We start from the raw sequence: 26,658 nt of genomic DNA on the forward strand, positions 1-26,658 counted from the left end.
TCGCACGTCCGACTTCTGGCGGTTCCGGCGCGGCGTCGCGTGCGGTACACCGGGAAGATCACCGACCAGGGGGAGGGCCGCCATGCGGAAGTGGGCCGGGTTCGTCGCGGCGCTCGTGCTGTCGCTCGGGATCGCCGTTCCCGCGTACGCCGGCGAGCCGGTGGGGACCGTGACCGAGGTCCAGGTCACCGGGCCGGTCGCGCAGCGGTTCAACCTCGTCGTCCTCGGGGACGGCTACACCGCCGCCGAGCGGCCGAAGTTCCTCGCCGACGTCGAGCGGCACGTGAGCACCCTGTGGTCGCTCGAGCCGTTCAAGTCCTACCGCAGCTACTTCAACGTCTACGCCGTGTCGATCGCCTCGCCGGAGTCCGGTGTGGACTGTGACCCCGCGCTCGGCTCGCCGCGCCGGGACACCCCGCTGGACATGGGTTTCTGGGGTGGCTGCAACCCGCAGAGCGTGCAGCGGCTGCTGACCGTCGACGACGCGGCCGCGCAGCGGTACGCCGATCTCGTGCCGGGCACCACGTCGGCGAACCGGCAGATCCTGGCCCTGGGCAACAGCAGCACCTACGGCGGCGCGGGTGGCGCGTACGCGACGGCGTCCGGCGGGAACGCCCTGTCCGCGCTGATCTCGCCGCACGAACTGGGCCACTCGCTCGGCGGCCTCGACGACGAGTACGACTACTACGCCCGCAACGTCCCGGGCGGCGCGTACGAGGGCGGCGAGCCGGACTCGATCCACCACACCCTGCTGACCGAACAGCAGATGCGTGCCCAGCACGCGAAGTGGTGGCGCTGGCTGGGTGAGCCGAGCGAGGCCGGTGGCACCGTCGGCCGCTTCGAAGGCGGGCTGTACACCCAGACGGGCGTGTGGCGGCCGAGCGCGCACTCGATGATGAAGACCCTCGGCTACGCGTACGACCAGGTCGGCCGCGAGCGGATGACGCAGCGGATCTCGGCGAAGGTGCCGCTCGTCGCCGGCGGCACGCCCGCCGGGACGATCGGCGCGGACCGGGTCGTGTGGCTGCGCCCGATGCACCCGGTCGATCACCGGCTGGACGTCCGGTGGGCGCTCGACGGCGTCACCCTCCCCGGAAGGGAGGCGCTCGACCTGCGCCAGGCGGACATGAAGCCCGGCCGCCACACGCTGACGGCGACGGTGACCGACCCGACGCCGTTCGTCCGCGACCCGGCGGTCCGCCCGACGGCGACCCGCACTTGGACCGTCGACACTTCGGTGGTCACGCCGCCCGCGAGCGGACCGGCGGTGGTGGCGTCGACGCCGGTGTCACAGCCGGTCGGCGGGCACGACGTCGTCTATGTCCAAACCGGGGAGCCGACGGGGTCGGTCCCGCGGGTCTCCTGGGCGCTCGACGGCCGGTTCGCCGGAACCGGCCCCGACTTCGCCCTCGCGGAGACCCGCGGCACGCACACGCTCACGGCGACGACCGGCGGCACGACGCTGACGTGGACGGTGGACGCGACCGGCCCGACGACGGCGGTGGAACTGCCGCCGGGCACCGCGTACCACGGGTCGTTCACCATGCGCCTGACGCCGTCCGACGGCTTGCCGGAGTTCCGCGTCGACGGCGACGGCTGGCACAAGTACTACGGCTGGCCGACGGACCCGGCGGCGCCGTACGTGTTCACCCCGCGCGGCACCGAGATCGACGGCCTGGCGTACGGGAACCTGGGTTCGGGCGGGCTGACGGTATCGCCGTTCGCGGACCGGAAGCCGGGCTACGGAACGCACCGCATCGAGTACCGCTCGATCGACGCGGCCGGCAACGTCGGCCCGACGCGGTCCGTTACGGTGACACTGTTGCCGTAGAAGGGGCCGTGCAGATGACGGATGGCGATGGGTTTCGCGCCCGGCTGCTGGCTTCGGTGGAAGCCGGGCTGAGCGTCCCCGAGATCAGGCCGCTGCTCGTCGAGCAGCTCGAGCGCGGAGTGAAACGCGAGGACCTGTACCAAGAGCTCCTCGACACGATGCTCTTCTTGCGCGCCGAGGGCCGCGACGACGACGAGGACGCTGTCGCCGCCGTGACCGATATGTTCTCGAATTGGGTGCTGCCGGAATATCGGCTCTGAGCCGCTAGCGCGGCCGGCCCGGCACGCCCGGCCGGGTCTGCCAGGGGAGCGGCCCGTCCAGCGGCCGGTACTCCACGCCCAGCGCGTCCAGCCGCGGCAGGTGGTGGTCGCGCAACCGCGGCAGGAACTCCGCGTAGTTCCGCGGTCCGCTGCTCCACGCCACCTCCGCGAACGCCGACAGCCGAGGGAACGCCATGTAGTCCACCCGCCGGACGCTGTCCAGGTGCTCGCTCCACACCTGCGCCTGGACCCCTCGCAGCCGCGGGCCGGTCAGGGCCGGCTCGTACGCGTACACGTCCTCCAGCGTGTGGATCTCGCCGACCGGGATCGGTTCGTCGGGGTGGGCGGACTGGCGGTGGTCCAGGTACACGTGCTGCTCCGGGCACATCACGACGTCGTGCCCGGCCGCGGCCGCCTCGATGCCTGCCTGCTCGTTGCGCCACGAGCCGATCACCATCGGGGGCAGGTCCGGGATGTCGAGGACCTCGTCCCAGCCCATCGGCGTCCGGCCGCGCGCCACCAGGTGCGAGGCCAGCTGCCGGACGAACGCGCGGTGTTCGTCGGTTGCGCCCGGTGTTTCGTCGCCGCCCAGGGCGATCACCGGGGACGGGAAGATCTCCAGCAGGTGGTCGAACACCCGGCGGAAGAAGTCCAAAGTGGACGATGTCGGTGAAAGCAGTGAAGTGCTGATCCCCCACGAAGTCCAGACGTCGTAGGACGCAGCGGTCCCCAGGGACGGATAGGCCGCCAGTGCGGCCCGCGCGTGGCCCGGGATGTCGATCTCCGGGACGACCGTGATCGCCCGCGAGGCGGCGTAAGCGACGATCTCGCGCAGGTCGTCGCCGGTGTAGAACCCGCCGTGCGGCCGGCCGTCCTGGGTACCTCCGCTGCCCACCATCGACGACGGCCGCCAGCCGCCCACCGACGTCAGCCGCGGGAACTCGGGGACCTCGAACCGCCAGCCCTGGTCGTCGGTGAGGTGCAGGTTCAGCACGTTCAGCTTGTGCGCGGCCAGCAGGTCGACGAACCGCAGCACCTCCGCCTTGGTCCGGAAGTGCCGGGCGACGTCGAGCAGGCAGCCGCGCCAGCCGAACCGCGGGTGGTCCTCGACGACCCCGCACGGCAGCGACTCCGGCGCGAACCCGGCCGCGCGGAACGCCGACGGCCCCGCAAGCTGCCGCAGCGTCTCCCGCCCGTAGCACTCCCCGGCCGCGTCACCACACGACAGGACGACGCCGTCGGGGGAAATCGAGAGCCGGTAGCCCTCCGGCGGCAGATCGGCGGGCCGGACGTCCACAGCGGACGGCCACGGGCACGTCCCCGGCGCGGGCGTCACCGAAACCGGTCGGGGGAGCAGGGTGTCGAAAGCCATGTCAGCCCTTCACGGCGCCGGCCATGCCGGACACCAGCCGTCGTTGGACGAGGACGAAGAACACCAGCACCGGGATCGTCATCAGGGTCGAGGACGCCATCACCGCGCCCCAGTCGGTGTCCTCCGGCTTGAAGAACACCAGGATCGCCTGCGGCAGCGTCTGGTTCTCGGTCTTGGAGATGATGAACGTCTTGGCGAACAGGAAGTCGTTCCAGGCGTGGATGAACGCGAGCACGCTGACCGCGACCAGCCCGGGTGCCACCAGCGGGAACAGGATCTGCCAGGTGAACCGCATCCGCGACGCGCCGTCGAGCTTGGCCGCCTCTTCGAGTTCCACCGGCACCGCCGCGACGAACCCGCGCAGCATCCAGATCGCGAACGGCAGGCTGAACGCCAGGTGCACCAGCACCAGCGAGCCCAGTTCGTTCAGCCCGAACGCCGGCACCACGCCGCCGATCTGGCGCATCAGGAAGAACAGCGGGATGGTCAGCGCCTCCACCGGCACCATCTGGGCGACCAGCGTCATCACCAGCAGCACGGTCCGGCCCTTGAAGGAAAACCGCGTCAAAGCCACCGCCGAGAGGAACGACAGCAGCAGCGACAGCACCACGACGACCAGCGCCACGAGCAGGCTGTTGACGAAGAACCGCCCGAAGCCCGACACCGTGAGCACGCGCGAGAAGCTGTCGAACGACGGGCTGAACGTCCACGGCTTCGGGTTCGCCGACTGGATCTCGCCCGGCGGCTTCACCGCCGACAGCAGCATCCAGTACAGCGGGAACGCGATCAGCCCGGCGAGCACGACGGTGACGACTTCGGCGATCAGCCGGCCGGGACGTTTCACAGCCATGCCGCGCTCCGGCGCTGCGTCCGGACGTACAGCCCCGTCACCGACAGCAGCAACAGCGTCATCACGACTCCGATCGCCGAGCCGAGGCCGTACTCCTGCCCGGCGAAGGCCTGCTGGTAGGCGTAGACGTTGAGGACGAGGTTGCGCCCGGCCACGCCGCCGCCGTTGGTCATCACGTAGATCTGGGTGAACACCTTGAAGTCCCAGATGATCGACTGGACGGTCGCGATCATCAGCAGCGGCCGCACCATCGGCAGCACGATCGTCCACGTCGTGCGCCACGCCGACGCGCCGTCGAGCGACGCCGCCTCGAGGACTTCGTCCGGCACGCCCTTGATCCCGGCGTACATCGTGACCAGCACGAACGGGAACGAGCACCAGACGACCTCGGCCGCGACCAGCCCGAACGCGCCGAGCGTGCCGAACGTCCAGGAGTGGTGCTCGAATGGCAGCCCGAGCCCGGTCAGCACCTCGTTGACCAGCCCGAAGTCGGTGTCGAAGAGGAACAGCCAGACGTAGGAGCCCGCGATCGCCGGCGTCGACCACGCACCCAGCGCGGCCAGGAACAGCAGCGTACGAGGGAGCGAGCGCACCCGCGAAGCCAGCACGGCCAGCCCGGTGCCGACGATCAGCGAACCGGCGACGCAGGCCGCGGCGAACCCGACCGTCTTGCCCAGCACGGTCCAGAACTGCGCCTGGGACAGCAGGTCGGCGTAGTTCGCGAAGCCGAGGAACACCAGGGGCGCGTTGCCCGCCGCCTGCGGCTGGCCGTAGTCGTAGAACGAGATCAGGACGAGCTGGTAGATCGGGTAGGCCAGGAGCGCGACGAGCAGGATCCCCGCCGGGGCGAGGTAGAGCGCGGCGGCCCGGCCGTCCCGCCGCCGCGCCTTCGGGGCCGCGGCGACGGGCCGGATCTGCTGGGCGACCACTACCCGAAGGCCTTGTCCATCGCGGCGGCCGCGTCGGCCAAGGCCGCCGACGGGTCCTTCCCGCCGGTCGCGATCTGCTGCACGGCCGTCGGCAGCACGTTCTGGCTGTCGATCTTCGACCACGCCGGCGTCGCCGGGACGAACTTGGTGCCGGACTTGAGCGTGTCGACGAACGGCTTGAGGAACGGGTCGTTCGCCGCGAGCTTCTGCTGCACGCCGCTCAGCGTCGGCAGATTGCCCATCGCGGTGTACATCTTCTCCTGGTACTTCGCGCCGCCGAGCAGCTCGACGAAGTCCAGCGCGAGGCTGCGGTGCTTGCTCGCCTGGAACACGCCCAGGAGGTTGCCGCCCGCGAAAGCGGGCGCGATGGTGTTCGGGGCGGAGCCGGGCAGCGGCACCACGGCGTACTTGCCCTTCACGGTGCCCTGCTCGACGGCCTTGCGGTTGAAGTCGCCGCCGATCGTCATCCCGGCCTTGCCGCCCGCGAACGCCGTGACGCTCTGCGTGCCGGTCAGGTTCGCGCACTGGGCCGGCGGGCAGATGTCGTCCTCGAGCAGGCTCGCGTACTGCGTCACGCCCGCCTTGGCCTTGTCCTCCGTCACGGCCGGCTTCCACTTGCCGCCGTCGTCCTTGGCCAGCTCGCCGCCGTTGGCCCAGAGGAACGGCAGCATCGCGTAGGTGTACTTGCCGCCGACGGCGATGCCGTAGAGGTCCGGCTTGGCGGCGCGGATCCGGCGCGCGGTGTCGGTCAGCTCGGCGAGCGTCGCCGGTGGCTTCAGGCCCAGCTCGGTGAAGACGTCCGTGCGGTAGTACAACGCGCGGATGCCGGTGTACCAGGGCACGCCGTAGGTCTTGCCGCCGGACTTCGCCGTGTCCAGCACGGTCGGGATGAGGTCCTTGCCCTCCGGCCACGCCGCCAGGTCGCCGGTCAGGTCGGCGAGCGCGCCGGTCGCGGCGTAGCTGGAGACGTCGGTGTTGCCGAATTCGGCGACGTCGGGGGCGTTGGCGGGGTCGTTGAAGGCGCCGGAGAACTTGTCGGCGCGGCCCTCGACCGGCACCCACTGGACGTCGACCTCGACGCCTTGGTGCGCGGCTTTGAACTCGGTGATCGCCTCCTTGACCGCGGCCTCCTTCGGCGCGCGGTTGGCTTCGTCGAACAGCCAGACGCGGACGGTGCCGGTCTTGTCGTCCCCGCCGCCGCCCGCGGGCGCGGACTGGGTGGGCGCGCAGCCGGCCAGCAGGGCCAGGCCGGCGACGACGGGCAGGGTGCGGCGCAGTCTCATGGTGAACCTCCCGGGGATGCCGTCGTGAGTGGTGAGGCGAGTTCTAACTCGCGTTACCACTCACGAGGCGAAGTAGACGGAGTTGACGCTGCCGACGGCGAGCTGGCCGGCGGGCGCGCCCGGCAGGCCGGTGGCCGGGTCCCGTGGCAGCCAGGTGACGGTGCCCGAGCGCTGGTTCGAGACGTAGAACCAGCTTTCGGACGGGTCGAGGGCCACGTGCCGCGGCCAGTTCCCGCCGGTCGGCACGGTGGACACCAGCGTCAGCGTGGCGCCGGAAACGGCGAAGGTGGCCAGCGTGTCGGGGCCGCGAACGGTGGCGTAGGCGAACTTCCCGTCCCTCGACAGGATGATTTCGCCCGGGTACAGCTCGCCGGTGCTCCCGGCGGGCACGGCCGGGACGACAGAGAGCGCTTTCAGTGTCCCGGTGGCCGAGTCCCAGCTCGCCACCGTCACCTCCGGCCGCAGTTCCTGCAGGATGTAGGCGAACTGCCCGGTGCGGTCGAACGCGAGGTGCCGCGGACCGGCCCCGGCGGGCAGCTTCAGCTGCTGGTGCAGCGAGAGCTTCCCGGTGCCGACGTCGAGGGAGTAGACGTACACCGAGTCGGCGCCGAGGTCGACCGACAGCACCCAGCGGCCGGCCGGGTCGTTGACGACCTGGTGGGCGTGCGCCTGCCCGGTGTCGGCGTGGTGCGTGACCAGGTCGGTGGCGGCGCCGAGCTTGCCGCCCGGCCGGATCGGCAGCACGACCACGCTGCCCGAGCTGTAGTTCGCGGCGAGCACGTACTTCCCGCTCGAATGCACCGAAAGGTGCGTCGGCGCGCCGCCCTTCGACGAAACCTTGTTCAGCAGTTTCGGTTTCGCGGGCTCGGCGATGTTCAGCGCCGAGACGTACCCGTCCGGGTCACCTTCGTTGGTGACGTACAGCGTCTTGCCGTCGGCGCTGCGGTCGAACCACGACGTGTCGGTGATGCCCGGCACCGTGCGGACGGGGCTCAGCGCGGCGCCGGACCGGCTCGTGACGTCGAGGCCGTGCCCGGTCGCCCCGCTGGTGTAGCTGCCGATGTACACGGTTCCTCCGGTGAAGCAGCCCTTCTCCGTGGTGGCCGCGCCGGCGACCTGACTGCCGAGAACGGTGGCGGCGCCCGCACCGGCAGCAGCGCCGAGGAACGTGCGACGGGTGAGTCCGGTCATCGTCTTTGTCTCCCAACGGGTTTCGGCGGTGACGGACTCCAGTATGGTCTAGACCACGGCCATGAGCAATGCCGAAACCCCGAATCCGGAAAGGGAAAGCACGGTTTCCAGCGCGGTCCAGGACTTGAGTGTCTGCGGCACGGTGAGGTTGAAGTACCGCGAAACGATCCAGAACCCGCCGTCGTTGACGTGCGAGGCGATGATCGACCCGGCCGAGATCGCCATCACCAGCAGCGCCAGCTGGATCTGCGTGTACCCCAGCTGCGCCACGGTCGGCGCGATGATCCCGCTCGTGGTCACGATGGCGACGGTCGCCGAACCCTGCGCGATCCGCATGCCGCAGCTGATGACGTAGGCCGCGAGCAGCACCGGCAGCCCGGCGTCGTGCAGCGAGTCGGCGACGGCCTTGCCGATCCCGGTCGCCGAGAGCACCGCGCCGAAGAACGCGCCCGCGCCGACGACCAGCAGGATCATCGCCACCGGCCGCAGCGACTTCGCGGCCAGCTCGTTGAGGTCCTTTCCGGTGAACCCCCGCCGCAGTCCGAGCAGCCAGGACGCGAGCAGGACGGCGACGGTCAGCGCGACCGCTGGGGTGCCGATGAACGCGGCGACGCCGGCGAGCGCGGAGCCCTTCGGCAGCCAGATGCTGCCGAACGTGCCGGCCAGGATCAGCACCAGCGGCACCGCGATGATCGCGGCGACCAGCCCCAGCGACGGCGGGTTGTCCTCGCGCTCGCCCTCTTCCTCGGCGAAGACCATGTCCTCGGGCACGTCGACGACGATCCGCTTGCCGATCCACGTCGAGTAGAGCACGCCGCCGATGAGGAAGGCGGGAATACCGCAGGCCAGGCCCATCAAGATGATCCAGCCGAGCTCGACGTGCAGCAGCCCGGCCGCGGCCACCGGGCCCGGGTGCGGCGGCAGGAAGGCGTGCGTGATCGACAGGCCGGCCAGCAGCGGCATCGCGTACAGCACCAGCGACTTGCCGCCCTGCTTCGCGGCGACGTAGACGAGCGGCGCCAGCACGAAGATGCCGATGTCGAAGAACACGGGGATGCCGAAGATGAACCCGGCGACGCCCATGGCCAGCGGCGCCCGCTTCTCGCCGAACGACCGCAGCAGCGCCCCGGTGAGCACCTTCGCGCCGCCCGAGCGTTCCAGGATCGACCCGAGGATCGTGCCCAGGCCGATGATCGCCGTGATGTGCCCGAGGATGCTGCCGAAGCCCTTCTCCAGCAGGGAGTCCGACGCCTTCTGGGCCGAGCCGACGATGGTGCCGACCGGCAGGCCCGCGGCCAGCGCCGTCAGCAGGCCGACGACGATCAGCGCGATGAAGGGTTCCAGCTTCAGCTTGATGATCAGCACCAGCAGGACGGCGATCGAGACGGCGGCGAGCGTGAGCAGCCCGCCCGTGGTGTGTTGCAGCCAGTGGATCATCGGGCTCTCCGGGGGTTGCGCAGGGAGTGTCCGGCGAGGGCGCCGGTGGGACGGCCGTCGTCGAGGGCGGCGACGCCGTTGACGAAGACGTGGGTGATCCCGGCGGCGGGCTGCCGGGGATCGTCGAAGGTGGCGGTGTCGGTGATCGTTTCGGGGTCGAACAGCACGAGGTCGGCGGCGTACCCGGCGCGGACCAGGCCGCGGTCTGTCAGCTGCAGCCGCCGCGCGGCCCGCCCGGTCAGGTGGGCGACGCACTCAACCAGGTCCAGCACGCCCAGTTCGCGGACGTACCGGGCCAGGTAACGGGGGAACGTGCCCCACGCGCGTGGGTGCGGCCGCGCGCCGACGAGCAGCCCGTCGCTGCCGCCGGTGTGCGTCCGGTGCCGCATGATCGCCTGGACGTTTTCCTCGTGCCCGACGTGCATCAAGCACGACGTCCCGAGCCGTTCGTCGAGGAGGGTGTCGAAGTACAGCTTCGCCGGTTCCGTGCCTTGCTTGACGGCCGACGCGGCGACGCTGTGCCCGACGAGGTGGGCGTTGTGCTCGTGGCGGACGCCGTTGATTTCGATGGCGTCCCAGTCGATCGGGACGCCGTGTGCACCGTCCGAACCGGACTCTTCGATCGCGGCGCGGATCCGCTCGCGTTCGTCCACATCGGACAAGCGGGCCAGGGTGGCGTCGAGACCGCCTTCGGTGGCCCAGCTGGGCAGCAGTGCCGAAAGGTAGGTCGCGCCCGGCAGGTACGGGTAGGTGTCCAGGGAAATGTCGCAGCCGTCGTCGAGGGCGTCGTCCAGCAGCCGCAGCAGGTCGGGCACCTTGCCCTTGTTGACCGAGAAGTTCATCGTCGCGTGGGCCAGGTGCAGCGGGCAGCCGGACTGCCTGCTCACCTCGATCATTTCGGCGAACGCCGCCAGCGCGCCCTTGCCGTAGCTGCGGTGGTGCGGGCTGTAGAAGCCGCCGAGCTCGCCGACGACCCGGCACAGCTCGACCAGCTCGCTCGTCTCCGCGTACATCCCCGGCGTGTAGGTGAGGCCGGACGACATCCCCATCGCGCCCTCGGCCAGGCCGGTGGCGACCAGTTCCTTCATCCGGGTCAGCTCGGTGGCCGTCGCCGGCCGGTCGTCCCAGCCGACGGCGAGCATCCGGACCGTGCCCTGCGGCACGAGGTAGGCAGCGTTGACCGCGATGCCCTGGTCGAGGCGGTCGAGGTACTCGCCGACCGAGCGCCAGTTCCAGTCGAACCCCGGCGGATCGTCGTTCCAGCCCGCGAGCTGCTGCCGCAGCGCTTCGAGCACGACGTCGTCGACGGGCGCGTAGGACAATCCGTCCTGGCCGAGCACCTCGGTCGTGACGCCCTGGGTGATCTTGGCCGGGTGGTCCGGATTGGCCAGCAGCTGCAGGTCGGAGTGCGAGTGCATGTCGATGAACCCGGGCGCGAGCACCAGGTCGCCGGCGTCGATCGTCCGGCCACCGGTCAGCGATCCCGCCTCGGCGACGTCGGCGATCTTCCCGCCGTCGATGCCGACGTCGTGGCGGGCGAGCGGCTCGCCGGTGCCGTCGGCGACCAGCGCGTTCCTGACGACGACGTCCATCAGAACCACGTCCGGACGTAATCGACGACGGTCTCGCCGTCGGCCGCGGTCACCGGCAGCAGCGGCCACTTGTCGAACACGGTGCACGGGTGGGACAGCCCGAGCCCGATCCAGTCGCCGACCTCGACCGGGGACCCCGGCGGCAGCGCCAGGAACGCGTGCTGGTCGTTCAGCTTCGTGACGACGTGGCCGTCGAGGGGCTCGGCGGGACCGCCCGGCGTCCGGCGCAGCTGCGGCTCGGGCATGCCCTCGTCGAAGGAGGCGTCGCGCTTGCCGATGGTGAGCAGCGCCAGCTCGTCCGACGGCTTCGACGTCACCTGCGCCCACGCCCGGAGCGCGGGCCGGAAGGAGTCGACGCCGTCGATGCGCGGGTGGTCGCCCAGCGGGGAGATCTCGCGGTAGAAGCCGTCGTCGTGGGTGACGTAGGCGCCGCTGCGCAGCACCGGCAGCACGTCGAGACCGTCCGGCCGCGGCTTCGTCAGCTCGTTCGCGACCTGGTCGAAGTACGCGCTGCCGCCGGCGGTGACGACGATCTGCCCGGCGAGCAGTCCCTTGTCCGCGAACGAGATCGCGAGGTCGCGCAGGCCGTCCACATAGGAGCTGATCTTGTGCAGCGCGGCTTCGTCGGTGCCGTGGGACAGCGCGCCTTCGTAACCGCCGGTGCCGCGCAGCCGCAGCACCGGGCTCGCGTGGACCGCTTCGGCGACGGCCAGCGCGGTCGCGGTGTCGCGGACGCCGGTGCGCCCGCCGTCGGCACCCAGCTCGACCAGGACGTCCACCGGGCGCTGGGCGCCTTCGAGGGCCGCGGTCATCAGCTCGACGCCGCGGACCGAGTCGACCCAGCAGAAGAACTCGAAGCCCGGGTCGGCCGCCAGCTCGGCGGCCAGCCAGCGCAGACCCGCCGGGTCGAGCAGCTGGTTGGCCAGCAGGATCCGGGACACCCCGAAGGCGCGGTAGATGCGAAGGTGACCGGCGTTCGCGCAGGTCACGCCCCACGCGCCGTGCTCGATCTGGCGGGCGAACAGCTGTGGTGCCATGGTCGTCTTGCCGTGCGGGGCCAGCACGACGCCGCGGGCGGCGCACCACGCGGCCATCGTCCGCAGGTTGTGTTCCAGCGCCTCTTCGTCCAGGACGACGAAGGGTGCGAAGAACCCGTCGGTGAACAGGTTCAGCCGGCGGTCCGCGGCCTCTTCCAGGGTGAGGCCGGTGAGGGCGGGGGCGGCCGAGCGGAAGCGCCAGTCGATCCGCTCCTGGCGGAGCGCTTCGAGCGCGGCGGTGTTCATGGTGCAGTCGTTCATCGGCGGCGACCTCTGTTGCGTATGTTGCAACGACTGTTGCGCATTTTGAGTGCCATAGGTGTAGCATCCGGGTCGCCACAGGTCAACGGGGTGAAGGGCAGGGAGACGGAAAGTGACGAGCGGGCCCAAGGTGCTGTGCGTGGGCGAGACGATGGCGTTGTTCGTGCCCGCCGAACCCGGCCCGCCGGACGAGGTGAAGCGCTGGGTGCGCACCATCGGCGGCGCCGAGTCGAACGTGGCCTGCAACCTGCCCACGCTGGGTGTGTCGAGCGGCTGGGTGAGCGCGGTCGGCGACGACCCGTTCGGCCGCGCGATGCTGCGCGAAGTCGCTTCCCACGGTGTCGACGTCAGTGCGTGCGTTGTCGACCCGACGCGCCCGACCGGGTTGTACGTCAAGGAAAGCGGCGCCGGCGGCAGTCCCGTGCGCTACTACCGGGCCGGCTCGGCGGCGTCCGGGATGGGCCCGTCGCTGCTGGACCGGCTCGACCTCGACGGTGTCCGCGTGCTGCACCTGTCGGGGATCACGCCCGCGCTCTCGGACAGCTGCCTCGCGCTGGTGCGCGCGCTCCTGGCGCTGCCCCGCGGCGACCGGCTGATCTCCTTCGACGTCAACCTGCGCCCGGCGCTCTGGGCGGGCCGGGACCCCCGGCTGCTCGCCGAGCTGGCCGGCCAGGCCGACATCGTCCTGACCGGCGACGACGAGGCCGAGCAGGTGTGGGGGACCGGTGATCCGGCGGAACTGCGGGCGCTGCTCCCCGGGCCGCGCACGCTGGTCGTCAAGCACGGCGAGCGCGGCGCGACGCTGGTCGAAGGCGAACCGCTGTTCGCGCCCGCGCTGCAGGTCGACGTCGTCGAGCCGGTCGGGGCAGGCGACGCGTTCGCCGCCGGGTTCCTCGCCGCGACCTTGCGCGGCGCCACGCCGCTGGAACGGCTGCGGCAGGGGCACCTGCAGGCCGCCGTCACCCTGCTCACCCACGACGACGTCGGGGTACCGCTGCCCGCCGGCGTCGTGGCTACCCTGCTGCGGGCGGACCCGGACGAGTGGCGTTCGGCGCGGCTGACCGGAGAGGGTGTGGTGCTCCCATGAGTCAGAGCTTGGACCGCGCGCTGACGCTGCTGGGGTCGATCGCGAAGGACGCCCGCACCCTCGACGACCTCGCCGACGAGATCGGCGTGCACAAGTCGACGGTGCTGCGGCTGCTGCGCACCCTCGAGCAGCACCACTTCGTCCGCCGCGAAGGCGCCCGGCACTACCGGCTGGGCAGCGCCATGTTCGACCTAGCCAACCAGGCCCTGGACTCCTTCGACGTCCGCCGCAGCGCCCAGCCGGCGTTGGCGGCCCTCAACGCGCGCACCGGGCACACCGTGCACCTGGCCAGCTACGAGGACGGCGAAGTCGTCTACATCGACAAGTTCGAAGGCCGGCACTCGGTGCGGATGTACTCGCGCATCGGCAAGCGCGCGCCGCTGCACTGCACGGCGGTGGGGAAAGTGCTGGTCGCGGCGATGCCCGCGGCCCGCCGCGAAGAGATCGCGCGGTCGATCGAGTACCCCGTGCGGACGCCGAACACGATCACCACGCCCGAGGCGTACCTCGCCGAGCTCGAACGCGTGGCCCAGCTCGGGTACGCCGTCGACAACGCCGAGCACGAGGACTTCATCCACTGCATCGCCGCGCCGGTGCGGGGGACCGGCGGCGAGGTGCTGGCCGCCGCGTCGATGTCCGTGCCGAAGGTGCTGCTCGACTACGACGGCCTGCTGGCCCTGGTGCCCGAGCTCCGGGCCGCCACGAAGGAAGCTTCCGTCCACAGTGGATGGACGGAGAACGGAAAGGGGCACTGATGAGCAAGACGGCAGTTTCCACCGAGAACGCGCCGAAGCCGCCGGCGAAGTTCTCGCAGGCCGTCCGCAAGGGGAACCTGCTGCAGGTCGCCGGCCAGGTCGCGTTCGACCCGGCCACGAACGAAATCGTCGGTGACGACGTGGTCGGCCAGACCCGGCAGACGTTCAAGAACATCGAGGCCGTGCTGGCCGAGGCGGGCGCGAGCCTCGCCGACGCCATCATGGTCCGGGTGTACCTGACCGACACGGCCCACTTCGCGCCGTTCAACGAGGTCTACAACGAGCTGATCGGCGACGCCCCGCACGCGGCGCGCACGACGGTGTACGTCGGGCTCCCGGGCGAACTGCTCGTCGAGATCGACGTCCTCTGCGTGCTGGACTGAGGTTCGGCCCCGGGGTTCCGGCCCCGGGGCACTCAGCCGAGGACGCTCGTGTAGCCGTTGAGCGCGGGCTGCCCGCCGAGGTGGGCGTAGAGCACGTTCGAGTCGCGCGGGATCTCGCCGCGGCCGACCAGGTCGATGAGGGCCGCCATCGACTTGCCTTCGTACACCGGGTCGGTGATCATCCCCTCCAGCCGCGCGCACGTCCCGATGGCGTCCACAGTGGACTTGTCCGGGATGCCGTAGATCCCGGCGTGGTAGCGGTCGTCCAGCTCGACGTCGGGGATCTCGCCGGCGCCGATCAGCTCGGCGGTGGTGCGCGCGATGCGCGTGACCTGCTCGCGGGTCTCGGCCGGCTTGGCGGAGGCGTCGATGCCGAGGATGCGCCGCTTCTTGCCGATGGTGGTCCCGGCGACCATCCCGCCCTGGGTGCTGCCGGTGACCGAGCAGACGATCACGGTGTCGAAGAAGACGCCCAGTTCTTCTTCCTGCTGCTCGAGTTCGACGATCCAGTTCGCGAAGCCCAGTCCGCCGAGCCGGTGGTCGGAGGCGCCGGCGGGAATGGCGTACGGCTTCCCGCCGCCGGCCTCGATCTCGGCGACGGCGTCCTCCCAAGCCTGCTTGAAGCCGATGCCGAAGCCCGCTTCGACGAGCCGGACGTCCGCGCCGAGGATCCGCGACAGCTGGATGTTGCCGACCTTGTCGTAGAGCGGGTCGTGCCAGTCGACCCAGCTCTCCTGCACGAGCACGGCCTTGAGCCCGGCGCGCGCGGCGGCCGCGGCGACCTGGCGGGTGTGGTTGGACTGGACGCCGCCGATGGAGACGAGCGTGTCGGCGCCCTGGGCGAGCGCGTCGGCGACCAGGTACTCCAGCTTGCGGGTCTTGTTCCCGCCGAAGGCCAGGCCGGAGTTCACGTCCTCGCGCTTGGCCCAGACCTGCGCGCCGCCGAGGTGGGCGGTCAGCCGGTCCAGCGGGTGCACCGGCGACGGGCCGAACAGCAGCGGGAAGCGGGGGAAGTCGGCGAGGGTCACAGGTCCTCCAGCAGGTCGGTCCAGATGGTCGAGATCACCGAGACGGCGGTTTCGGTGTCGTGGGCTTCGAGCGCGTCGATCAGGTGCGTGTGGCGCTCCACCGAGTTCCAAGCGAGCGTCGAGCTGAAGCGCGCGTGCTCCAGGCGGCGCAGTAGCGGGGTGTAGCGGTCGAGCGTCGCGGCGACGGCGGCGTTTCCCGCCAGCCGGACCGGGACGTCGTGCAGTTCGTCATCCGCCTGGACCGCGGCCGCGATGTCCCGGGCCTCGATCGCCTTGGCGAAGCGGTCGTTGGCCGCGCGCATCGCGGCGATGTCGGCCGGCCGGCACCTCGCGGCCGCCTCCCGCACCGCGAACTCGTGCAGCACGCGCACGATCTGCCGAGCGTCGACGACGTCGCGGGACATGACGTCGGAGACCCGCGTGTAGCTCTGCGGCTTGGAGTCGACGAGGCCGTCGTCGGCCAGCCGCCGGAGGGCCTCCCGGACGGGGGCTTTCGAGAGGCCGAGCTGGTCGGCGAGGTCGCCGTCGCGCAGGGGGGTGCCGGGCGGCAGGGTGCCGTCGACGATGGCCTGCCGGATGCGGTCGTACGCCTCGTCGCGCAGGAGCGGGCGGCTGACCTTTGAGAGACTCACATCTAACATGTTAGCTGTCAGCAAGCTCGCCGGGCCAGAGCCCGAGCGAGTGAAATGTCAGTAGACGGGGCCGGTGTATTTTTCCCCCGGGCCCTGACCGGGCGGATCGGGGACGACCGACGCTTCGCGGAACGCCTTCTGGAGCGACTGGAGGCCGTCGCGCAACGGGCCGGCGTGCAGGCCCAGGTACTCCGCCGAGGCCGTCACGAGCCCGGCCAGCGCGGTGATCAGGCGGCGCGCCTCGTCGAGGTCGCGGTGTGGCGACGTCTCCGGGTCGGCGTCCGCGAGGCCCAGGCGTTCGGCGCCGGCCGACAGCAGCATCACCGCCGCGCGGCTGATCACCTCCACGCTCGGGATCTCCTCGAGGTCGCGGGAGGAATACGGGGGCTGTTCGGAGGGTTGTTCTGACACGTCTGGTACCCTTCCACGAGCGACCAGCCCCCGAGCGATCGGGGGCGGCAAGTGGAGCCCCGCTCCCACCCGCGTCACCGTACAGGCGGCCGGGTCCGGTCTCGCCCGGGCGTGCAGCCCAGGGTGAAGAAGTGTCCTCCGGGGCACGATCGGAAACAGAGTGGGCCCCGCGCACCGAAACGGTGTCGGGGCCTTCGCTATGTGGGCACCAGGTCGAAACGAGAACAGGAAACATTCCTCGGACCAAGGAGGCCCCATCAGCTCCGAGACACGCATCAACGACCGAATCCGGGTGCCGGAGGTCCGACTCGTCGGCCCCGCCGGCGAACAGGTCGGCATCGTCCGGATCGAGGATGCGCTGCGCCTGGCGCAGGAGAACGACCTCGACCTCGTCGAGGTCGCGCCGCAGGCCCGCCCGCCGGTGTGCAAGCTCATGGACTTCGGCAAGTTCAAGTACGAGAGCGCGCAGAAGGCCCGCGAGTCGCGTCGCAACCAGCAGCTGACCGTCATCAAGGAACAGAAGCTGCGCCCCAAGATCGACCAGCACGACTACGAGACCAAGAAGGGTCACGTGTCGCGCTTCCTGGCGGCGGGCAACAAGGTCAAGGTCACGATCATGTTCCGCGGCCGCGAGCAGTCCCGGCCGGAGCTCGGCTACCGGCTGCTGCAGAAGCTCGCCGAGGACGTCACCGAGCTCGGTTTCGTCGAGTCGTCGGCGAAGCAGGACGGCCGCAACATGATCATGGTGCTGGCCCCGCACAAGAACGTGAAGCCGAAGGCCAAGGCCGAGCAGGCGCCCGACCCGGCCCCTGAGGCGTAAGCGCCGACCAGCACATGTCAGCGGCTCACCGGTTCTCCGGTGAGCCGCCGCACGAAAGAGGACAAAATGCCGAAGATGAAGACCCACAGCGGGACGTCCAAGCGCATCCGCAAGACGGGGACGGGCAAGCTGCGCCGCCAGATGACCGGCCGGCGCCACCGCATGGAGAAGAAGTCCAGCCGCGTGACCCGCCGTCTCGAGGGCACCACCGAGGTGTCGAAGACCGAGGCCGGCCGTCTCAAGCGCCTGCTCGGCATCTGATCCCGCAGAACTTGCTGTAACCACCCGGGGCGGCCCCCTCGCCCCCTGAGATCGACAGGATGGACCCGTGGCACGCGTCAAGCGGGCGGTCAACGCCCAGAAGAAGCGTCGCGCAACTCTCGAACTGGCCAGCGGCTACCGCGGCCAGCGTTCGCGGCTGTACCGCAAGGCCAAGGAGCAGACGCTTCACTCGCTCAACTACGCCTACCGGGACCGCCGTGCCCGCAAGGGTGACTTCCGCCAGCTGTGGATCACCCGCATCAACGCGGCCGCCCGCGCCAACGGCGTGACCTACAACCGGTTCATCCAGGGCATCAAGGCCGCGGGTGTCGAGGTCGACCGCAAGATCCTCGCGGACCTCGCCGTCAACGACGCCGCCGCCTTCACCGCGCTGGCCGAGCTCGCCAAGGCCAACGTGAACACCGGCGAAGCGAAGTCGGCCTGACCGGCAGCTTTCCCCGGCCCGGGGCGGATCCGTTCACCGAACGGACCCCCCGGGTCGTTGCTGCGCGCAAGCTGACGCGGCGCGCGGAACGCGACAAGACCGGCCGGTTCCTGGCCGAAGGCGCCAACGCCGTCGAGGCCGCTTTGGCGGACGGCACCGTGCACGAGCTGTTCGTCACCGCGCGCGCGGCGGAGCAACACGGGGATCTGGTCGACGCCGCCCACGAGGCCGGTGTCCCGGTCTCGCCGATCACCGACCGCGCCGCCGGCGGACTGTCGGAAACCGTGACGCCCCAGGGCATCGTGGCCGTCTGCGCGCTGCTGGACCGGCCCCTCGCCGAAGCCGTGACCCCGGCCGCCCGGCTCGTGGTGGTCCTGGTCGACGTCGCCGACCCCGGCAACGCGGGCACCGTGATCCGCGTCGCCGACGCGGCCGGCGCCGACGCGGTGGTCCTGGCGGGCGACACGGTCGACCCGCACAACGGCAAGTGCGTCCGCGCCGCCGCGGGCAGCCTGTTCCACCTGCCGATCGCGCGCGTCCGCGACGTCCCCGCCGCGCTGGCCGCCTGTTCGGCCGCGGGCCTGCGGACGCTCGCCGCGCACGGCTACGCCGACGCCGAACTCGATCGGGTGGACCTGGCCACGCCCACCGCGTGGGTGTTCGGCAACGAGGCCCACGGCCTGCCCGCCGACGTCCTCGACCGGACCGACCTCGCCGTCCGCATCCCCCTGTACGGCCGCGCGGAAAGCCTCAACCTGGCCACCGCGGCCGCCGTCTGCGTCTACACGAGTGCGATGGCGGCGCGGCGCTGACCTGCGAGTAGGCTGCCGCGGTATCCATTGTGGCCACTTGGGGGGGGATCCGTGGGCAGGCTCGCTCGGTCGTACGCGTTGTTCGTCGCCTCGTTCCGGGTGCTGCGCGCCCACAAGGGCCTGGCGTGGTTCCCGGTGCTCGCCGGGATCACCGGGCTGCTGGTCGCCGCGGCCTTCCTCACCCCGGCGTTCTTCGCCTCGCACGCCGAAATCACCGGTGACGGCCGGATCACCGCCACCTCGTGGGTGCTGCTCGGGGCGTTCTACCTCGTCTCCGCGTTCGTCACGATCTTCTTCAACGCCGCCTTGATCTCCCAGGCGGACCTCGCGCTGCGCGGTGACGGCGGGGTGCCGGGCGTCGGCGCGGGCCTGGCCGCGGCGAGCCGTCGCTGGCCGGCGCTGCTCGGCTGGGCCGGCGTCACCGCGACGGTCAGCCTCGTCCTGCGGACCGTGGAGGAGCGGCTCGGCTTCCTCGGGAGCATCGTCAGCAGCCTGGTCGGCCTGGCCTGGCGGCTGACCACGTTCCTCGTGCTGCCGGTGGTCATGCTCGAGGGCGCCGGCGTCCGCGACGGCGTCAAGCGCTCGGTCGAGCTGTTCCGCCGCGCCTGGGGCGAGAACGTCGCCGGCACCGCCGGCCTCGGCCTCATCGGGTTCCTGCTCACCCTGGCCGGGTACGTCGTGTTCCTCGGCGGCGGCTTCCTGCTCGGCGGCACGGCCACGGTGTTCGCCGCGGTCGGGCTGGCGATCGTCTGGACCTTGCTGGTGGCGGTCTTCACCACCACTTTGTCCGGCATCTACCAGACCGCCCTGTACCGCTACGCCGCCGACGGCGTGGTGCCCGGCGAGTTCGCGTCGGTCGACTTCGCCGGGGCGTTCCACGCGCGCTGACCGTGCGTCCGCACGCCCCCGGGGCGACCGGGGGCGTGCGGACCCGATCCCATAGACTTTTCCCGCCTTTGACCTCTCGCGCGCCGTGTGCGGCGGAGCGCGAACGACCAGTCCCAGCGGACGCCGAGGAGTTATGTCCGGAGCCACGGAGAAGGAAGCCCAGGGCGCGGTACTCGCCCCCGAGACGCTGCAGGAGGCGGTCAAGGCCGCCCAGGCGGCGTTCGCCGCCGCGACCGGGCTCGAAGCGCTGGCGGAGGTCAAGCCGGCGCACCTCGGCGACCACGCGCCGCTGCTGCTGGCCCGCCGCGAGATCGGCGCACTGCCCAAACAGGAGAAGGCCGAGGCCGGCAAGCGCGTCAACGAGGCCCGCCAGGCCGTCCAGGCGGCTTTCGACAAGCGCCGCGCCGAGCTGCAGGTGGAGCGCGACGAGCGTGTGCTGCGCGAGGAGGCCGTCGACGTCACCCTGCCGTGGGACCGCGTCCCGCGCGGTGCCCGGCACCCGATCAGCACCATCTCCGAACGCGTCGCGGACGCCTTCGTCGCGATGGGCTACGAGGTCGCCGAGGGCCCGGAGCTCGAAGCCGAATGGTTCAACTTCGACGCGCTGAACTTCGGCAAGGACCACCCGGCCCGCCAGCTGCAGGACACGTTCTACGTCGGCGAAGAGGACTCCGGCCTGGTGCTGCGCACGCACACCTCGCCGGTCCAGGCCCGCACGCTGCTGCACCGCGACCTGCCGGTGTACGTCGTGTGCCCCGGCCGGACCTACCGCACCGACGAGCTCGACTCGACCCACACCCCGGTGTTCACCCAGGTCGAGGGCCTCGCCGTCGACAAGGGCATCACGATGGCGCACCTCAAGGGCACGCTGGACGCCTTCGCCCGCGCGATGTTCGGGGAGAACTCGAAGACGCGCCTGCGCCCGCACTTCTTCCCGTTCACCGAGCCGTCCGCCGAGGTGGACGTCTGGTTCGAGGAGAAGAAGGGCGGCCCCGGCTGGGTCGAATGGGGTGGCTGCGGCATGGTCAACCCGAACGTGCTGCGCGCCTGCGGCGTCGACCCCGAGGTGTACTCGGGCTTCGCCTTCGGCATGGGCATCGAGCGCACCCTGCAGTTCCGCAACGGGATCCCGGACATGCGCGACATGGTGGAGGGCGACGTCCGCTTCACCCTTCCCTTCGGAACGGAGGCGTAGTGCGAGTCCCAGTCAGCTGGCTGACCGAACACCTCGAGCTCGCTGAAGAGGTCACCCCGCAGGACCTGGCCGACGCGTTCGTCCGGATCGGCGTCGAGGTCGACGACCTCAGCGAGCTCGGTCCCGTGACCGGCCCGCTGGTCGTCGGCCGGGTCGCCGAGGTCGAGGAGCTCACCGAGTTCAAGAAGCCGGTGCGCTTCTGCCGCGTCGACGTCGGCGAGCCCGCCGATGTCGACGCGCTGGACGACGAAGAACTCGACGACGAGGACGACGACGAAGCGGGCGAGTTCGACGAGGGCCCGCACGGCATCAAGACCCGCGGCATCATCTGCGGCGCGCGCAACTTCACCGAGGGCGACCTGGTCGTCGTCGCGCTGCCCGGCGCGGTCCTGCCCGGCGACTTCACCATCGCCGCCCGCAAGACCTACGGCCGGATCAGCGACGGCATGATCTGCTCGGCGCGCGAGCTGGGCCTCGGCGACGACCACACGGGCATCCTCGTGCTGCCGCCGGGCACGGCCAGCCCGGGCGACGACGCGAGCGAGCTGCTCGGCCTGAACGACTCGGTGATCGAGCTGGCCCCGACCCCGGACCGCGGCTACGCGCTGTCGATCCGCGGCCTGGCCCGCGAGCTGTCGAACGCGCTCGACGTGCCCTTCGGCGACCCGGCCCTGCTGGAGGTCCCCGCGGCCGAGGGCGACGCCTGGCCGGTGCACGTCGAGGACACCGAGGGCTGCCCGCGGTTCGTGCTGCGCCGGGTCACCGGCCTGGACGCGACGGCACCGACCCCGTGGTGGATGCGGCGGCGGCTGATGCTGGCCGGCATCCGGTCGATCTCCCTGGCCGTGGACGTCACGAACTACGTGATGCTCGAGCTCGGGCACCCGCTGCACGCGTTCGCCACCAAGGCCATCCAGGGCGACCTGGTGGTGCGCCGGGCGAAGCCGGGCGAGAAGCTGACCACCCTGGACGACGTCGAGCGCACGCTCGACCCGGACGACATCGTCATCGCCGACGACAGCGGGGTCATCTCGCTGGCGGGCACGATGGGCGGCGCGAGCACCGAGATCACGGCGGAGAGCACCGACGTCCTGCTCGAGGCGGCGCACTGGAACCCGGCGGCGATCAGCCGCACGGCGCGCCGGCACAAGCTGTTCTCGGAGGCGGCCAAGCGGTTCGAGCGGTTCACCGACCCGCAGCTGTGCGCGGCGGCCGTCGAGCTGGCGGCCCGGTTGCTGCGCCAGTACGGCGACGCGGCGATCCAGCCCGGCCGCACCGACGAGGGCACGGTCGAGCCGAACCCGCCGGTCGTGATGCCGATCAACCTGCCGGACAAGGTCGCCGGCGTGAGCTACCAGCGCGGCGTCACGGTCCGCCGGCTGACCCAGATCGGCTGCAAGGTCACCGTCAGCACGGGCGACGACGGAACAGGCCTGGTCACGGCGATCCCGCCGTCCTGGCGCGGCGACCTGCGCCAGCCGGCGGACCTGGTCGAGGAGGTGCTGCGCTTGGAGGGCTACGACAGCATCCCGTCGGAGCTCCCGGCGGCCCCGGCCGGCCGCGGCCTGACCGACGCGCAGCGGCGGGTCCGCAGCGTGGCCCGGGCGCTGGCCGAGGCGGGGTACGTCGAGGTCCGGCCGTTCCCGTTCGTCGGCGACGCGGTCTGGGACGCTTTCGGCCTGCCGGAGGACGACGTCCGCCGCAAGACGGTCGTAGTCCGCAACCCGCTGGAGGCCGACCGCAACCGCCTGGCGACGACGTTGCTCCCGGGCTTGCTGGACACGTTGCAGCGCAACGTGTCGCGCGGGATGAAGGACGTCTCGCTGTACCACATCGGCCAGGTGGTCCTCCCAGCCCCGAACCCGCTGAAGATCCCGGCCCTCGGCGTCGACCGGCGCCCGACGGACGAGGAGCTGGCGCTGCTGGAGGCCGCGGTGCCGCTGCAGCCGCTGCACGTGGCGGTGGTCCTGGCGGGCAACCGGCGCCGAGCGGGCTGGTGGGGCGAAGGCGAGCAGGCGAACTGGGCCGACGCGGTCCAGGCGGCCCGCACGGTCGCGGAGGCGGCGGGCGTCGAGCTGACGGTCCAGGCGGCCGACCTGCCGCCGTGGCACCCGGGCCGCTGCGCCCAGCTGCGCGTCGGCGACTGGCCGGTCGGCCACGCGGGCGAGCTGCACCCGAAGGTGGTCGAGGCCCTGGGCCTACCGCCCCGGACGGTGGCGATGGAGCTGGACCTGGACGCGATCCCGCTGCCGGACGCCCGCCCGGCCCCGAGCGTGTCGGGCTACCCCCCGGTGCTGCTGGACGTGGCCCTGGTGGCCGCGGCCGATGTGCCTTCGGCGGACCTGGCGGAGGTCCTGCGCACGGGCGCGGGCGAGCTGCTGGAGGAGATCACCCTGTTCGACGTGTACGCGGGCGAGCAGGTGGGCGAGGGCAAGCGATCCCTGGCGTACAAGCTGCGGTTCCGGGCACCGGACCGGACCCTGACGGTCGACGAGGCCACAAAGGCCCGCGACGCAGCAGTGGCGGCAGCAGGCGAGCGCTTCAGCGCAACATTGCGCGCCTGACACCTCGGCAGGACGCGGGGTGAGGGGCCGGCAAACCGGCCCCTCACCCCCTCCCGCCCCGCCACCCGACCCTCCAGGCACGCAGGCCGGCTCAGCCGATGTGCTTGAGCGCCTCCCTCCTCGACAACCCGGACAGCGCCGGGTGGTCGTCCACGAACGAGCGGACCCAGTCGGGCGCCGTCTTCGCGTAGTCCCGCAGTGCCCAGCCGATGCCCTTCCGCAGGAAGAACTCCGGCTCGGCGATCGCCGGCTCGATCGCGTCCCGGAGCAGGTCCGTGTCCGTGTCCTCCTTGGCTCCGACCTGGCAGATGATCGCCGTGCGCCGGCGCCAGAGGTTCGCGTCGGCCGTCCACGCCCGCATGACCGGCGTGACCTCCGCACGATCGGCCCGCAGGATCGGGCCGATCCGGCGGATCGCGAGCTCGTCCACGTAGTCCCACCACGCCCCGCTGACGATCATTTCCTCGTACACCGGGAGCAGCGCCGGATCCTGCCACTGCCGATACGCCCGGTACCCCGAAAGATCGATCGCCGCGTAGCGCTCCTCGCGGTATTCGGCGGCCCGCCACAGCTCCAGGACAGTCGCCGAATATGTCACCCGATCCGGCAGGATGTGGTCGGCCATGACCTGCTTGAGGAGCGCGCTGCGCTGGGGTTTCGGCACGCCGCGGAACGGCATGGCTGACTTCATGTACGCCTGCATCGCCGGGGCTTTCGCCGCGTCTGCCAGCTCCGCGAGCCCGTCGCGGATCTCCTTGAGCAGCTCTTCGTCCGCGGTCATCCGTCCTCCCGTCGCCGCACAGGTACCGACGAAAGGCGGATGGCGAAAGCCGCGTCGGTCAGCGAGATTGTCCAGGGTTGCCGGTAGTTTCGTCGAAATCTGGCGAACGCTGTCGAATGCGGACGAAAAGGATGACTGTGAAAAGAATCGTTGCCGCCGTTGCCGCTGCGGGGCTCGCGGCCGGGCTGATGGCCGCCGCGCCCGCCGCGTCGGCGGATCCCGCGGTGCAGTTCAGCCCCGCGCCGATCGCCTGGGGCCCCTGCGCGTCGGCGAGCCTCAAGGCCAACGGCGCCGAATGCGGCTTCCTCGAAGTGCCGATGGACTACGCGAAGCCGCGCGGGACGAAGGTCTCCGTCGCGGTGTCGCGGATCAAGCACAAGACCGCGCAGTCCCAGGGCATCATGCTGGTGAACCCGGGCGGCCCCGGTGGCTCCGGCCTCGGCCTGTCGGTGCTCGGCAAGTACGTGCCGAACCACGCGGGTGACAACTACGACTGGATCGGCTTCGACCCGCGGGGCGTCGGGTCCAGCAAGCCCGCGATCAGCTGCGACGGGAACTACTTCAGCTACAACCGGCCCGCCTACGTGCCGACCACGCCGCAGCTGGAGAAGACTTGGCTCGCCCGGTCGAAGGGCTACGCCGACGCGTGCCGCAAGAACGGCGAGATCCTCGAGCACCTCAAGACGACCGACGTCGCGCAGGACATGGACAGCCTGCGCAAGGCGCTGGGCGAGAAGCAGATCAACTACTACGGCTTCTCCTACGGCACCTACCTCGGCCAGGTGTACAGCACGCTGTACCCGAAGAACGTCCGGCGGATGGTGCTCGACGGCAACGTCGACCCGCGGAAGGTCTGGTACGAGGCCAACCTCGACCAGGACGTCGCCTTCGACAAGAACATCAAGATCTACTTCGACTGGCTGGCCAAGTACGACGACGTCTACCACCTGGGCACGACCGGCGACGCCGTCGAGAAGCTCTGGTACGACACCCAGCGCAAGCTCGCCAAGAACCCGGCGGGCGGCGTCATCGGCGGCGACGAGTGGACCGACATCTTCCTGCAGGCCGGTTACTACGTCTTCGGCTGGGTCGACATGGCCAAGGCCTTCGACGGCTACGTGCACAAGGGTGACTGGCAGACGCTGAAGGAGCTCTACGACGCCTCGAACCCGCCGGGCAACGACAACGGCTTCGCCGTGTACCTGGGCGTGCAGTGCACCGACGTGCAGTGGCCGACCAGCTGGAACAAGTGGCGGATCGACAACTGGCTGACCTACTTCAAGGCCCCGTTCGAGACCTGGGGCAACGCCTGGTTCAACGCGCCCTGCGTGTACTGGCCGGCGAAGGCGGGCAAGCCGGTGGACATCGACGGCCGCAAGGTCGCCGGCGCCCTGCTGATCAGCGAGGAACTCGACGCCGCCACGCCGTACACCGGCAGCCTCGAGGTCCGGAAGCGGTTCCCGAACTCGAGCCTGATCAGCGCGCCGGGTGGCACGACGCACGCCGGTTCGCTGTCCGGGGTGTCCTGTGTGGACGACAAGATCGCCGACTACCTGGCCACCGGCACCCTGCCGAAGCGCCAGCCCGGCAACCACTCGGACGTCCAGTGCAGCCCGGTGCCGCCGCCGGTGCCCGACGGCGCCGCGGCGCAGAAGTCGGACAACTCCGCGAAGGCCGCCCAGGAGAAGCAGAGCACGCTGGCCCAGCTGCTGCACTTCTGATCGGAACAGCTGCATCCCGCTGCCCCGGCCCGGCTCGCCCGGACCGGGGCAGCGTCTTGTCCGCCGGTGTCCCATCGTCGCCTCCTTCGTGACGGTTCGTGGTCGTCGGGGACGTTAGCGGAGGGGTCCGACAATTCCGGAGCGAAACCGGCCGTGAGCAGCGCGTGGCCGAAAACTGTCGGGGGTGCGCGCTACCTTCGTGGCATGTCGATCATCGAAGAGCGCCGGACCGAGATCCGGGCCCAGGAGAACACCTACCAGATCGTGGTCGCGACCAGGACGGACGTCGACCGCGCCGAACCCACACCCCGGGTGATGATCACCCTGGAAGCCGGCGGCCCCGGCGGCGAACCGGTCGCCGAGGGCAGCCTCGACCTGGACGTCGCGGTGGCGGCCACGGTCGCCGACCTGGTCGCGGAGGGATTGCTCTCCGCAACCGGCGATGGCCGGGCGCAGCGGCGAAGATCCGCCGGCCGCCCTGCCCAGCAGGGCCGCCCGTGGAGCGAGGAGATGGACGCGGAACTGGAGCACCGGTGGATCGCGGGGGAGAGCGTCGCGCAGATCGCGGCGTACTTCGAGCGCACCCCCGGCGGCATCCGCGCCCGGCTCCCGCGCGTGGGCTGCGACCCGGAGAACCCGGGCTGCTACCTGCCGGTGCCTCCGAGCAGGCGCACGGACCTGGACGGAGGCGAACCCACCTGAGCGACGGCGGTGGGCCGGTCCACAGTGGACCGTCCCACCGCCGCCGGACCGCGGTACGTCGGGCTGAATCAGGAGGGACAGCGGTGGGGTGGCTGATTATCGGCCTTGCGAGCCGGCGAACGTGCCCGGT

The 26,658-nt window shown here is 71.1% G+C and carries 26 protein-coding genes; 14 read left to right on the plus strand and 12 right to left on the minus strand.

From position 1 onward, the window contains the following. The first annotated feature begins 82 nt into the window (after window positions 1-82). Complete coding sequence (locus AB0M93_RS14200) at window positions 83-1,831, plus strand: M64 family metallopeptidase (RefSeq protein ID WP_364272723.1); 1,749 nt, start codon at window positions 83-85, stop codon at window positions 1,829-1,831. A gap of 14 nt (window positions 1,832-1,845) precedes the next feature. Beyond that, window positions 1,846-2,091 carry a hypothetical protein gene (locus tag AB0M93_RS14205; protein WP_364272913.1) on the plus strand — a complete coding sequence of 82 codons (246 nt, stop codon included), beginning with the start codon at window positions 1,846-1,848 and terminating at the stop codon, window positions 2,089-2,091. 4 nt (window positions 2,092-2,095) lie between these two features. On the opposite strand, the gene AB0M93_RS14210 is transcribed toward AB0M93_RS14205, so the two are convergent. From AB0M93_RS14210 to AB0M93_RS14245, 8 genes are read right to left on the minus strand one after another with little or no spacing between them, the layout of a single operon-like run. Further along, a complete protein-coding gene (locus AB0M93_RS14210; protein ID WP_364272726.1) occupies window positions 2,096-3,463 on the minus strand; it encodes a beta-N-acetylhexosaminidase in 1,368 nt (455 codons plus the stop codon). Between the two features lies 1 nt (window position 3,464). After that, on the minus strand, window positions 3,465-4,313 hold the full coding sequence (locus tag AB0M93_RS14215; protein WP_364272729.1) for a carbohydrate ABC transporter permease: 849 nt from the start codon (window positions 4,311-4,313) through the stop codon (window positions 3,465-3,467). Then, a complete protein-coding gene (locus tag AB0M93_RS14220) occupies window positions 4,304-5,242 on the minus strand; it encodes a sugar ABC transporter permease (protein WP_364272732.1) in 939 nt (312 codons plus the stop codon). The genes AB0M93_RS14215 and AB0M93_RS14220 overlap by 10 nt, the downstream gene beginning before the upstream one ends. Continuing rightward, on the minus strand, window positions 5,242-6,525 hold the full coding sequence (locus tag AB0M93_RS14225; RefSeq protein WP_364272735.1) for an extracellular solute-binding protein: 1,284 nt from the start codon (window positions 6,523-6,525) through the stop codon (window positions 5,242-5,244). Before AB0M93_RS14225 ends, AB0M93_RS14220 begins: the two co-directional genes overlap by 1 nt. Window positions 6,526-6,585: 60 nt before the next feature. After that, a complete protein-coding gene (locus tag AB0M93_RS14230; RefSeq protein WP_364272738.1) occupies window positions 6,586-7,716 on the minus strand; it encodes a lactonase family protein in 1,131 nt (376 codons plus the stop codon). 48 nt (window positions 7,717-7,764) lie between these two features. Continuing rightward, entirely contained in the window at window positions 7,765-9,153 is a 1,389-nt protein-coding gene (locus AB0M93_RS14235; RefSeq protein ID WP_364272741.1) for a gluconate:H+ symporter, read from the minus strand. Beyond that, window positions 9,150-10,745, minus strand: a complete 1,596-nt coding sequence (locus AB0M93_RS14240) for a D-aminoacylase (RefSeq protein ID WP_364272743.1) — start codon at window positions 10,743-10,745, stop codon at window positions 9,150-9,152. The genes AB0M93_RS14235 and AB0M93_RS14240 overlap by 4 nt, the downstream gene beginning before the upstream one ends. Beyond that, on the minus strand, window positions 10,745-12,043 hold the full coding sequence (locus tag AB0M93_RS14245; protein ID WP_364272746.1) for an amino acid deaminase: 1,299 nt from the start codon (window positions 12,041-12,043) through the stop codon (window positions 10,745-10,747). Before AB0M93_RS14245 ends, AB0M93_RS14240 begins: the two co-directional genes overlap by 1 nt. A 112-nt stretch (window positions 12,044-12,155) precedes the next feature. Between AB0M93_RS14245 and AB0M93_RS14250 the strand changes: the two genes are divergently transcribed. The 3 genes from AB0M93_RS14250 to AB0M93_RS14260 are packed head-to-tail and all read left to right on the plus strand — an operon-like array spanning window position 12,156 to window position 14,268. Continuing rightward, a complete protein-coding gene (locus tag AB0M93_RS14250) occupies window positions 12,156-13,130 on the plus strand; it encodes a sugar kinase (protein WP_364272749.1) in 975 nt (324 codons plus the stop codon). Next, the gene (locus AB0M93_RS14255) at window positions 13,127-13,885 is read left to right on the plus strand and encodes an IclR family transcriptional regulator (RefSeq protein WP_364272752.1); all 759 of its coding nucleotides are present in this window, start codon (window positions 13,127-13,129) and stop codon (window positions 13,883-13,885) included. The genes AB0M93_RS14250 and AB0M93_RS14255 overlap by 4 nt, the downstream gene beginning before the upstream one ends. Next, window positions 13,885-14,268: a RidA family protein gene (locus tag AB0M93_RS14260; RefSeq protein ID WP_004558798.1), complete on the plus strand. Its 384-nt coding sequence runs from the start codon at window positions 13,885-13,887 to the stop codon at window positions 14,266-14,268. Before AB0M93_RS14255 ends, AB0M93_RS14260 begins: the two co-directional genes overlap by 1 nt. Window positions 14,269-14,300: 32 nt before the next feature. Here AB0M93_RS14260 and AB0M93_RS14265 read toward each other — a convergent pair whose 3' ends face one another. The 3 genes from AB0M93_RS14265 to AB0M93_RS14275 form a co-directional block, all read right to left on the minus strand. Next, the gene (locus AB0M93_RS14265; protein ID WP_364272755.1) at window positions 14,301-15,296 is read right to left on the minus strand and encodes a 1-aminocyclopropane-1-carboxylate deaminase; all 996 of its coding nucleotides are present in this window, start codon (window positions 15,294-15,296) and stop codon (window positions 14,301-14,303) included. After that, on the minus strand, window positions 15,293-15,898 hold the full coding sequence (locus tag AB0M93_RS14270) for a GntR family transcriptional regulator (protein ID WP_364272916.1): 606 nt from the start codon (window positions 15,896-15,898) through the stop codon (window positions 15,293-15,295). Before AB0M93_RS14270 ends, AB0M93_RS14265 begins: the two co-directional genes overlap by 4 nt. Window positions 15,899-15,985: 87 nt before the next feature. Then, complete coding sequence (locus AB0M93_RS14275) at window positions 15,986-16,339, minus strand: DUF1844 domain-containing protein (protein WP_364272758.1); 354 nt, start codon at window positions 16,337-16,339, stop codon at window positions 15,986-15,988. A 199-nt stretch (window positions 16,340-16,538) separates the two neighbouring features. On the opposite strand from AB0M93_RS14275, the gene infC reads away from it, so the two are divergent. The 7 genes from infC (at window position 16,539) to pheT (ending at window position 23,324) form a co-directional block, all read left to right on the plus strand. Beyond that, a complete protein-coding gene (gene infC / locus AB0M93_RS14280) occupies window positions 16,539-17,159 on the plus strand; it encodes a translation initiation factor IF-3 (protein WP_364272761.1) in 621 nt (206 codons plus the stop codon). Between the two features lie 66 nt (window positions 17,160-17,225). Continuing rightward, window positions 17,226-17,420 (plus strand): 50S ribosomal protein L35, encoded by a 195-nt coding sequence (gene rpmI / locus AB0M93_RS14285; RefSeq protein ID WP_013227847.1) that lies wholly within the window; start codon window positions 17,226-17,228, stop codon window positions 17,418-17,420. Between the two features lie 67 nt (window positions 17,421-17,487). Continuing rightward, entirely contained in the window at window positions 17,488-17,865 is a 378-nt protein-coding gene (rplT, locus tag AB0M93_RS14290) for a 50S ribosomal protein L20 (RefSeq protein WP_004559056.1), read from the plus strand. After that, window positions 17,862-18,677: an RNA methyltransferase gene (locus AB0M93_RS14295; RefSeq protein ID WP_364272919.1), complete on the plus strand. Its 816-nt coding sequence runs from the start codon at window positions 17,862-17,864 to the stop codon at window positions 18,675-18,677. The genes rplT and AB0M93_RS14295 overlap by 4 nt, the downstream gene beginning before the upstream one ends. Window positions 18,678-18,728: 51 nt before the next feature. Then, window positions 18,729-19,565, plus strand: coding sequence for a DUF6159 family protein (locus tag AB0M93_RS14300; RefSeq protein ID WP_364272764.1), 837 nt, complete (start codon window positions 18,729-18,731; stop codon window positions 19,563-19,565). Window positions 19,566-19,698: 133 nt separating this feature from the next. Then, window positions 19,699-20,760, plus strand: coding sequence for a phenylalanine--tRNA ligase subunit alpha (gene pheS, locus AB0M93_RS14305; protein ID WP_364272767.1), 1,062 nt, complete (start codon window positions 19,699-19,701; stop codon window positions 20,758-20,760). Beyond that, window positions 20,760-23,324, plus strand: coding sequence for a phenylalanine--tRNA ligase subunit beta (gene pheT, locus AB0M93_RS14310; RefSeq protein WP_364272770.1), 2,565 nt, complete (start codon window positions 20,760-20,762; stop codon window positions 23,322-23,324). Before pheS ends, pheT begins: the two co-directional genes overlap by 1 nt. A gap of 91 nt (window positions 23,325-23,415) precedes the next feature. Here pheT and AB0M93_RS14315 read toward each other — a convergent pair whose 3' ends face one another. Next, window positions 23,416-24,105: a DNA alkylation repair protein gene (locus tag AB0M93_RS14315; RefSeq protein WP_364272773.1), complete on the minus strand. Its 690-nt coding sequence runs from the start codon at window positions 24,103-24,105 to the stop codon at window positions 23,416-23,418. A 137-nt stretch (window positions 24,106-24,242) separates the two neighbouring features. Between AB0M93_RS14315 and AB0M93_RS14320 the strand changes: the two genes are divergently transcribed. Both AB0M93_RS14320 and AB0M93_RS14325 read left to right on the plus strand, forming a co-directional pair. Further along, window positions 24,243-25,826, plus strand: a complete 1,584-nt coding sequence (locus tag AB0M93_RS14320; protein WP_364272776.1) for an alpha/beta hydrolase — start codon at window positions 24,243-24,245, stop codon at window positions 25,824-25,826. Window positions 25,827-26,030: 204 nt separating this feature from the next. Beyond that, on the plus strand, window positions 26,031-26,528 hold the full coding sequence (locus AB0M93_RS14325; RefSeq protein WP_364272779.1) for a helix-turn-helix domain containing protein: 498 nt from the start codon (window positions 26,031-26,033) through the stop codon (window positions 26,526-26,528). Window positions 26,529-26,658: the final 130 nt, after the last annotated feature.

It is taken from the genome of Amycolatopsis sp. NPDC051102, from assembly GCF_040682815.1.
GTDB lineage: Bacteria > Actinomycetota > Actinomycetes > Mycobacteriales > Pseudonocardiaceae > Amycolatopsis.

Bases quoted from the DNA above. Each gene is read 5' to 3' on its own strand.
- infC (WP_364272761.1), top strand. From the start codon at position 16,539: ATGTGGGCACCAGGTCGAAACGAGAACAGGAAACATTCCTCGGACCAA.
- AB0M93_RS14315 (WP_364272773.1), bottom strand. From the start codon at position 24,105: ATGACCGCGGACGAAGAGCTGCTCAAGGAGATCCGCGACGGGCTCGCG.
- rpmI (WP_013227847.1), top strand. From the start codon at position 17,226: ATGCCGAAGATGAAGACCCACAGCGGGACGTCCAAGCGCATCCGCAAG.
- AB0M93_RS14325 (WP_364272779.1), top strand. From the start codon at position 26,031: ATGTCGATCATCGAAGAGCGCCGGACCGAGATCCGGGCCCAGGAGAAC.
- AB0M93_RS14205 (WP_364272913.1), top strand. From the start codon at position 1,846: ATGACGGATGGCGATGGGTTTCGCGCCCGGCTGCTGGCTTCGGTGGAA.
- AB0M93_RS14240 (WP_364272743.1), bottom strand. From the start codon at position 10,745: ATGGACGTCGTCGTCAGGAACGCGCTGGTCGCCGACGGCACCGGCGAG.
- AB0M93_RS14255 (WP_364272752.1), top strand. From the start codon at position 13,127: ATGAGTCAGAGCTTGGACCGCGCGCTGACGCTGCTGGGGTCGATCGCG.
- AB0M93_RS14235 (WP_364272741.1), bottom strand. From the start codon at position 9,153: ATGATCCACTGGCTGCAACACACCACGGGCGGGCTGCTCACGCTCGCC.
- AB0M93_RS14230 (WP_364272738.1), bottom strand. From the start codon at position 7,716: ATGACCGGACTCACCCGTCGCACGTTCCTCGGCGCTGCTGCCGGTGCG.
- AB0M93_RS14200 (WP_364272723.1), top strand. From the start codon at position 83: ATGCGGAAGTGGGCCGGGTTCGTCGCGGCGCTCGTGCTGTCGCTCGGG.
- AB0M93_RS14210 (WP_364272726.1), bottom strand. From the start codon at position 3,463: ATGGCTTTCGACACCCTGCTCCCCCGACCGGTTTCGGTGACGCCCGCG.
- AB0M93_RS14215 (WP_364272729.1), bottom strand. From the start codon at position 4,313: ATGGCTGTGAAACGTCCCGGCCGGCTGATCGCCGAAGTCGTCACCGTC.
- AB0M93_RS14225 (WP_364272735.1), bottom strand. From the start codon at position 6,525: ATGAGACTGCGCCGCACCCTGCCCGTCGTCGCCGGCCTGGCCCTGCTG.
- AB0M93_RS14260 (WP_004558798.1), top strand. From the start codon at position 13,885: ATGAGCAAGACGGCAGTTTCCACCGAGAACGCGCCGAAGCCGCCGGCG.
- AB0M93_RS14245 (WP_364272746.1), bottom strand. From the start codon at position 12,043: ATGAACGACTGCACCATGAACACCGCCGCGCTCGAAGCGCTCCGCCAG.
- pheS (WP_364272767.1), top strand. From the start codon at position 19,699: ATGTCCGGAGCCACGGAGAAGGAAGCCCAGGGCGCGGTACTCGCCCCC.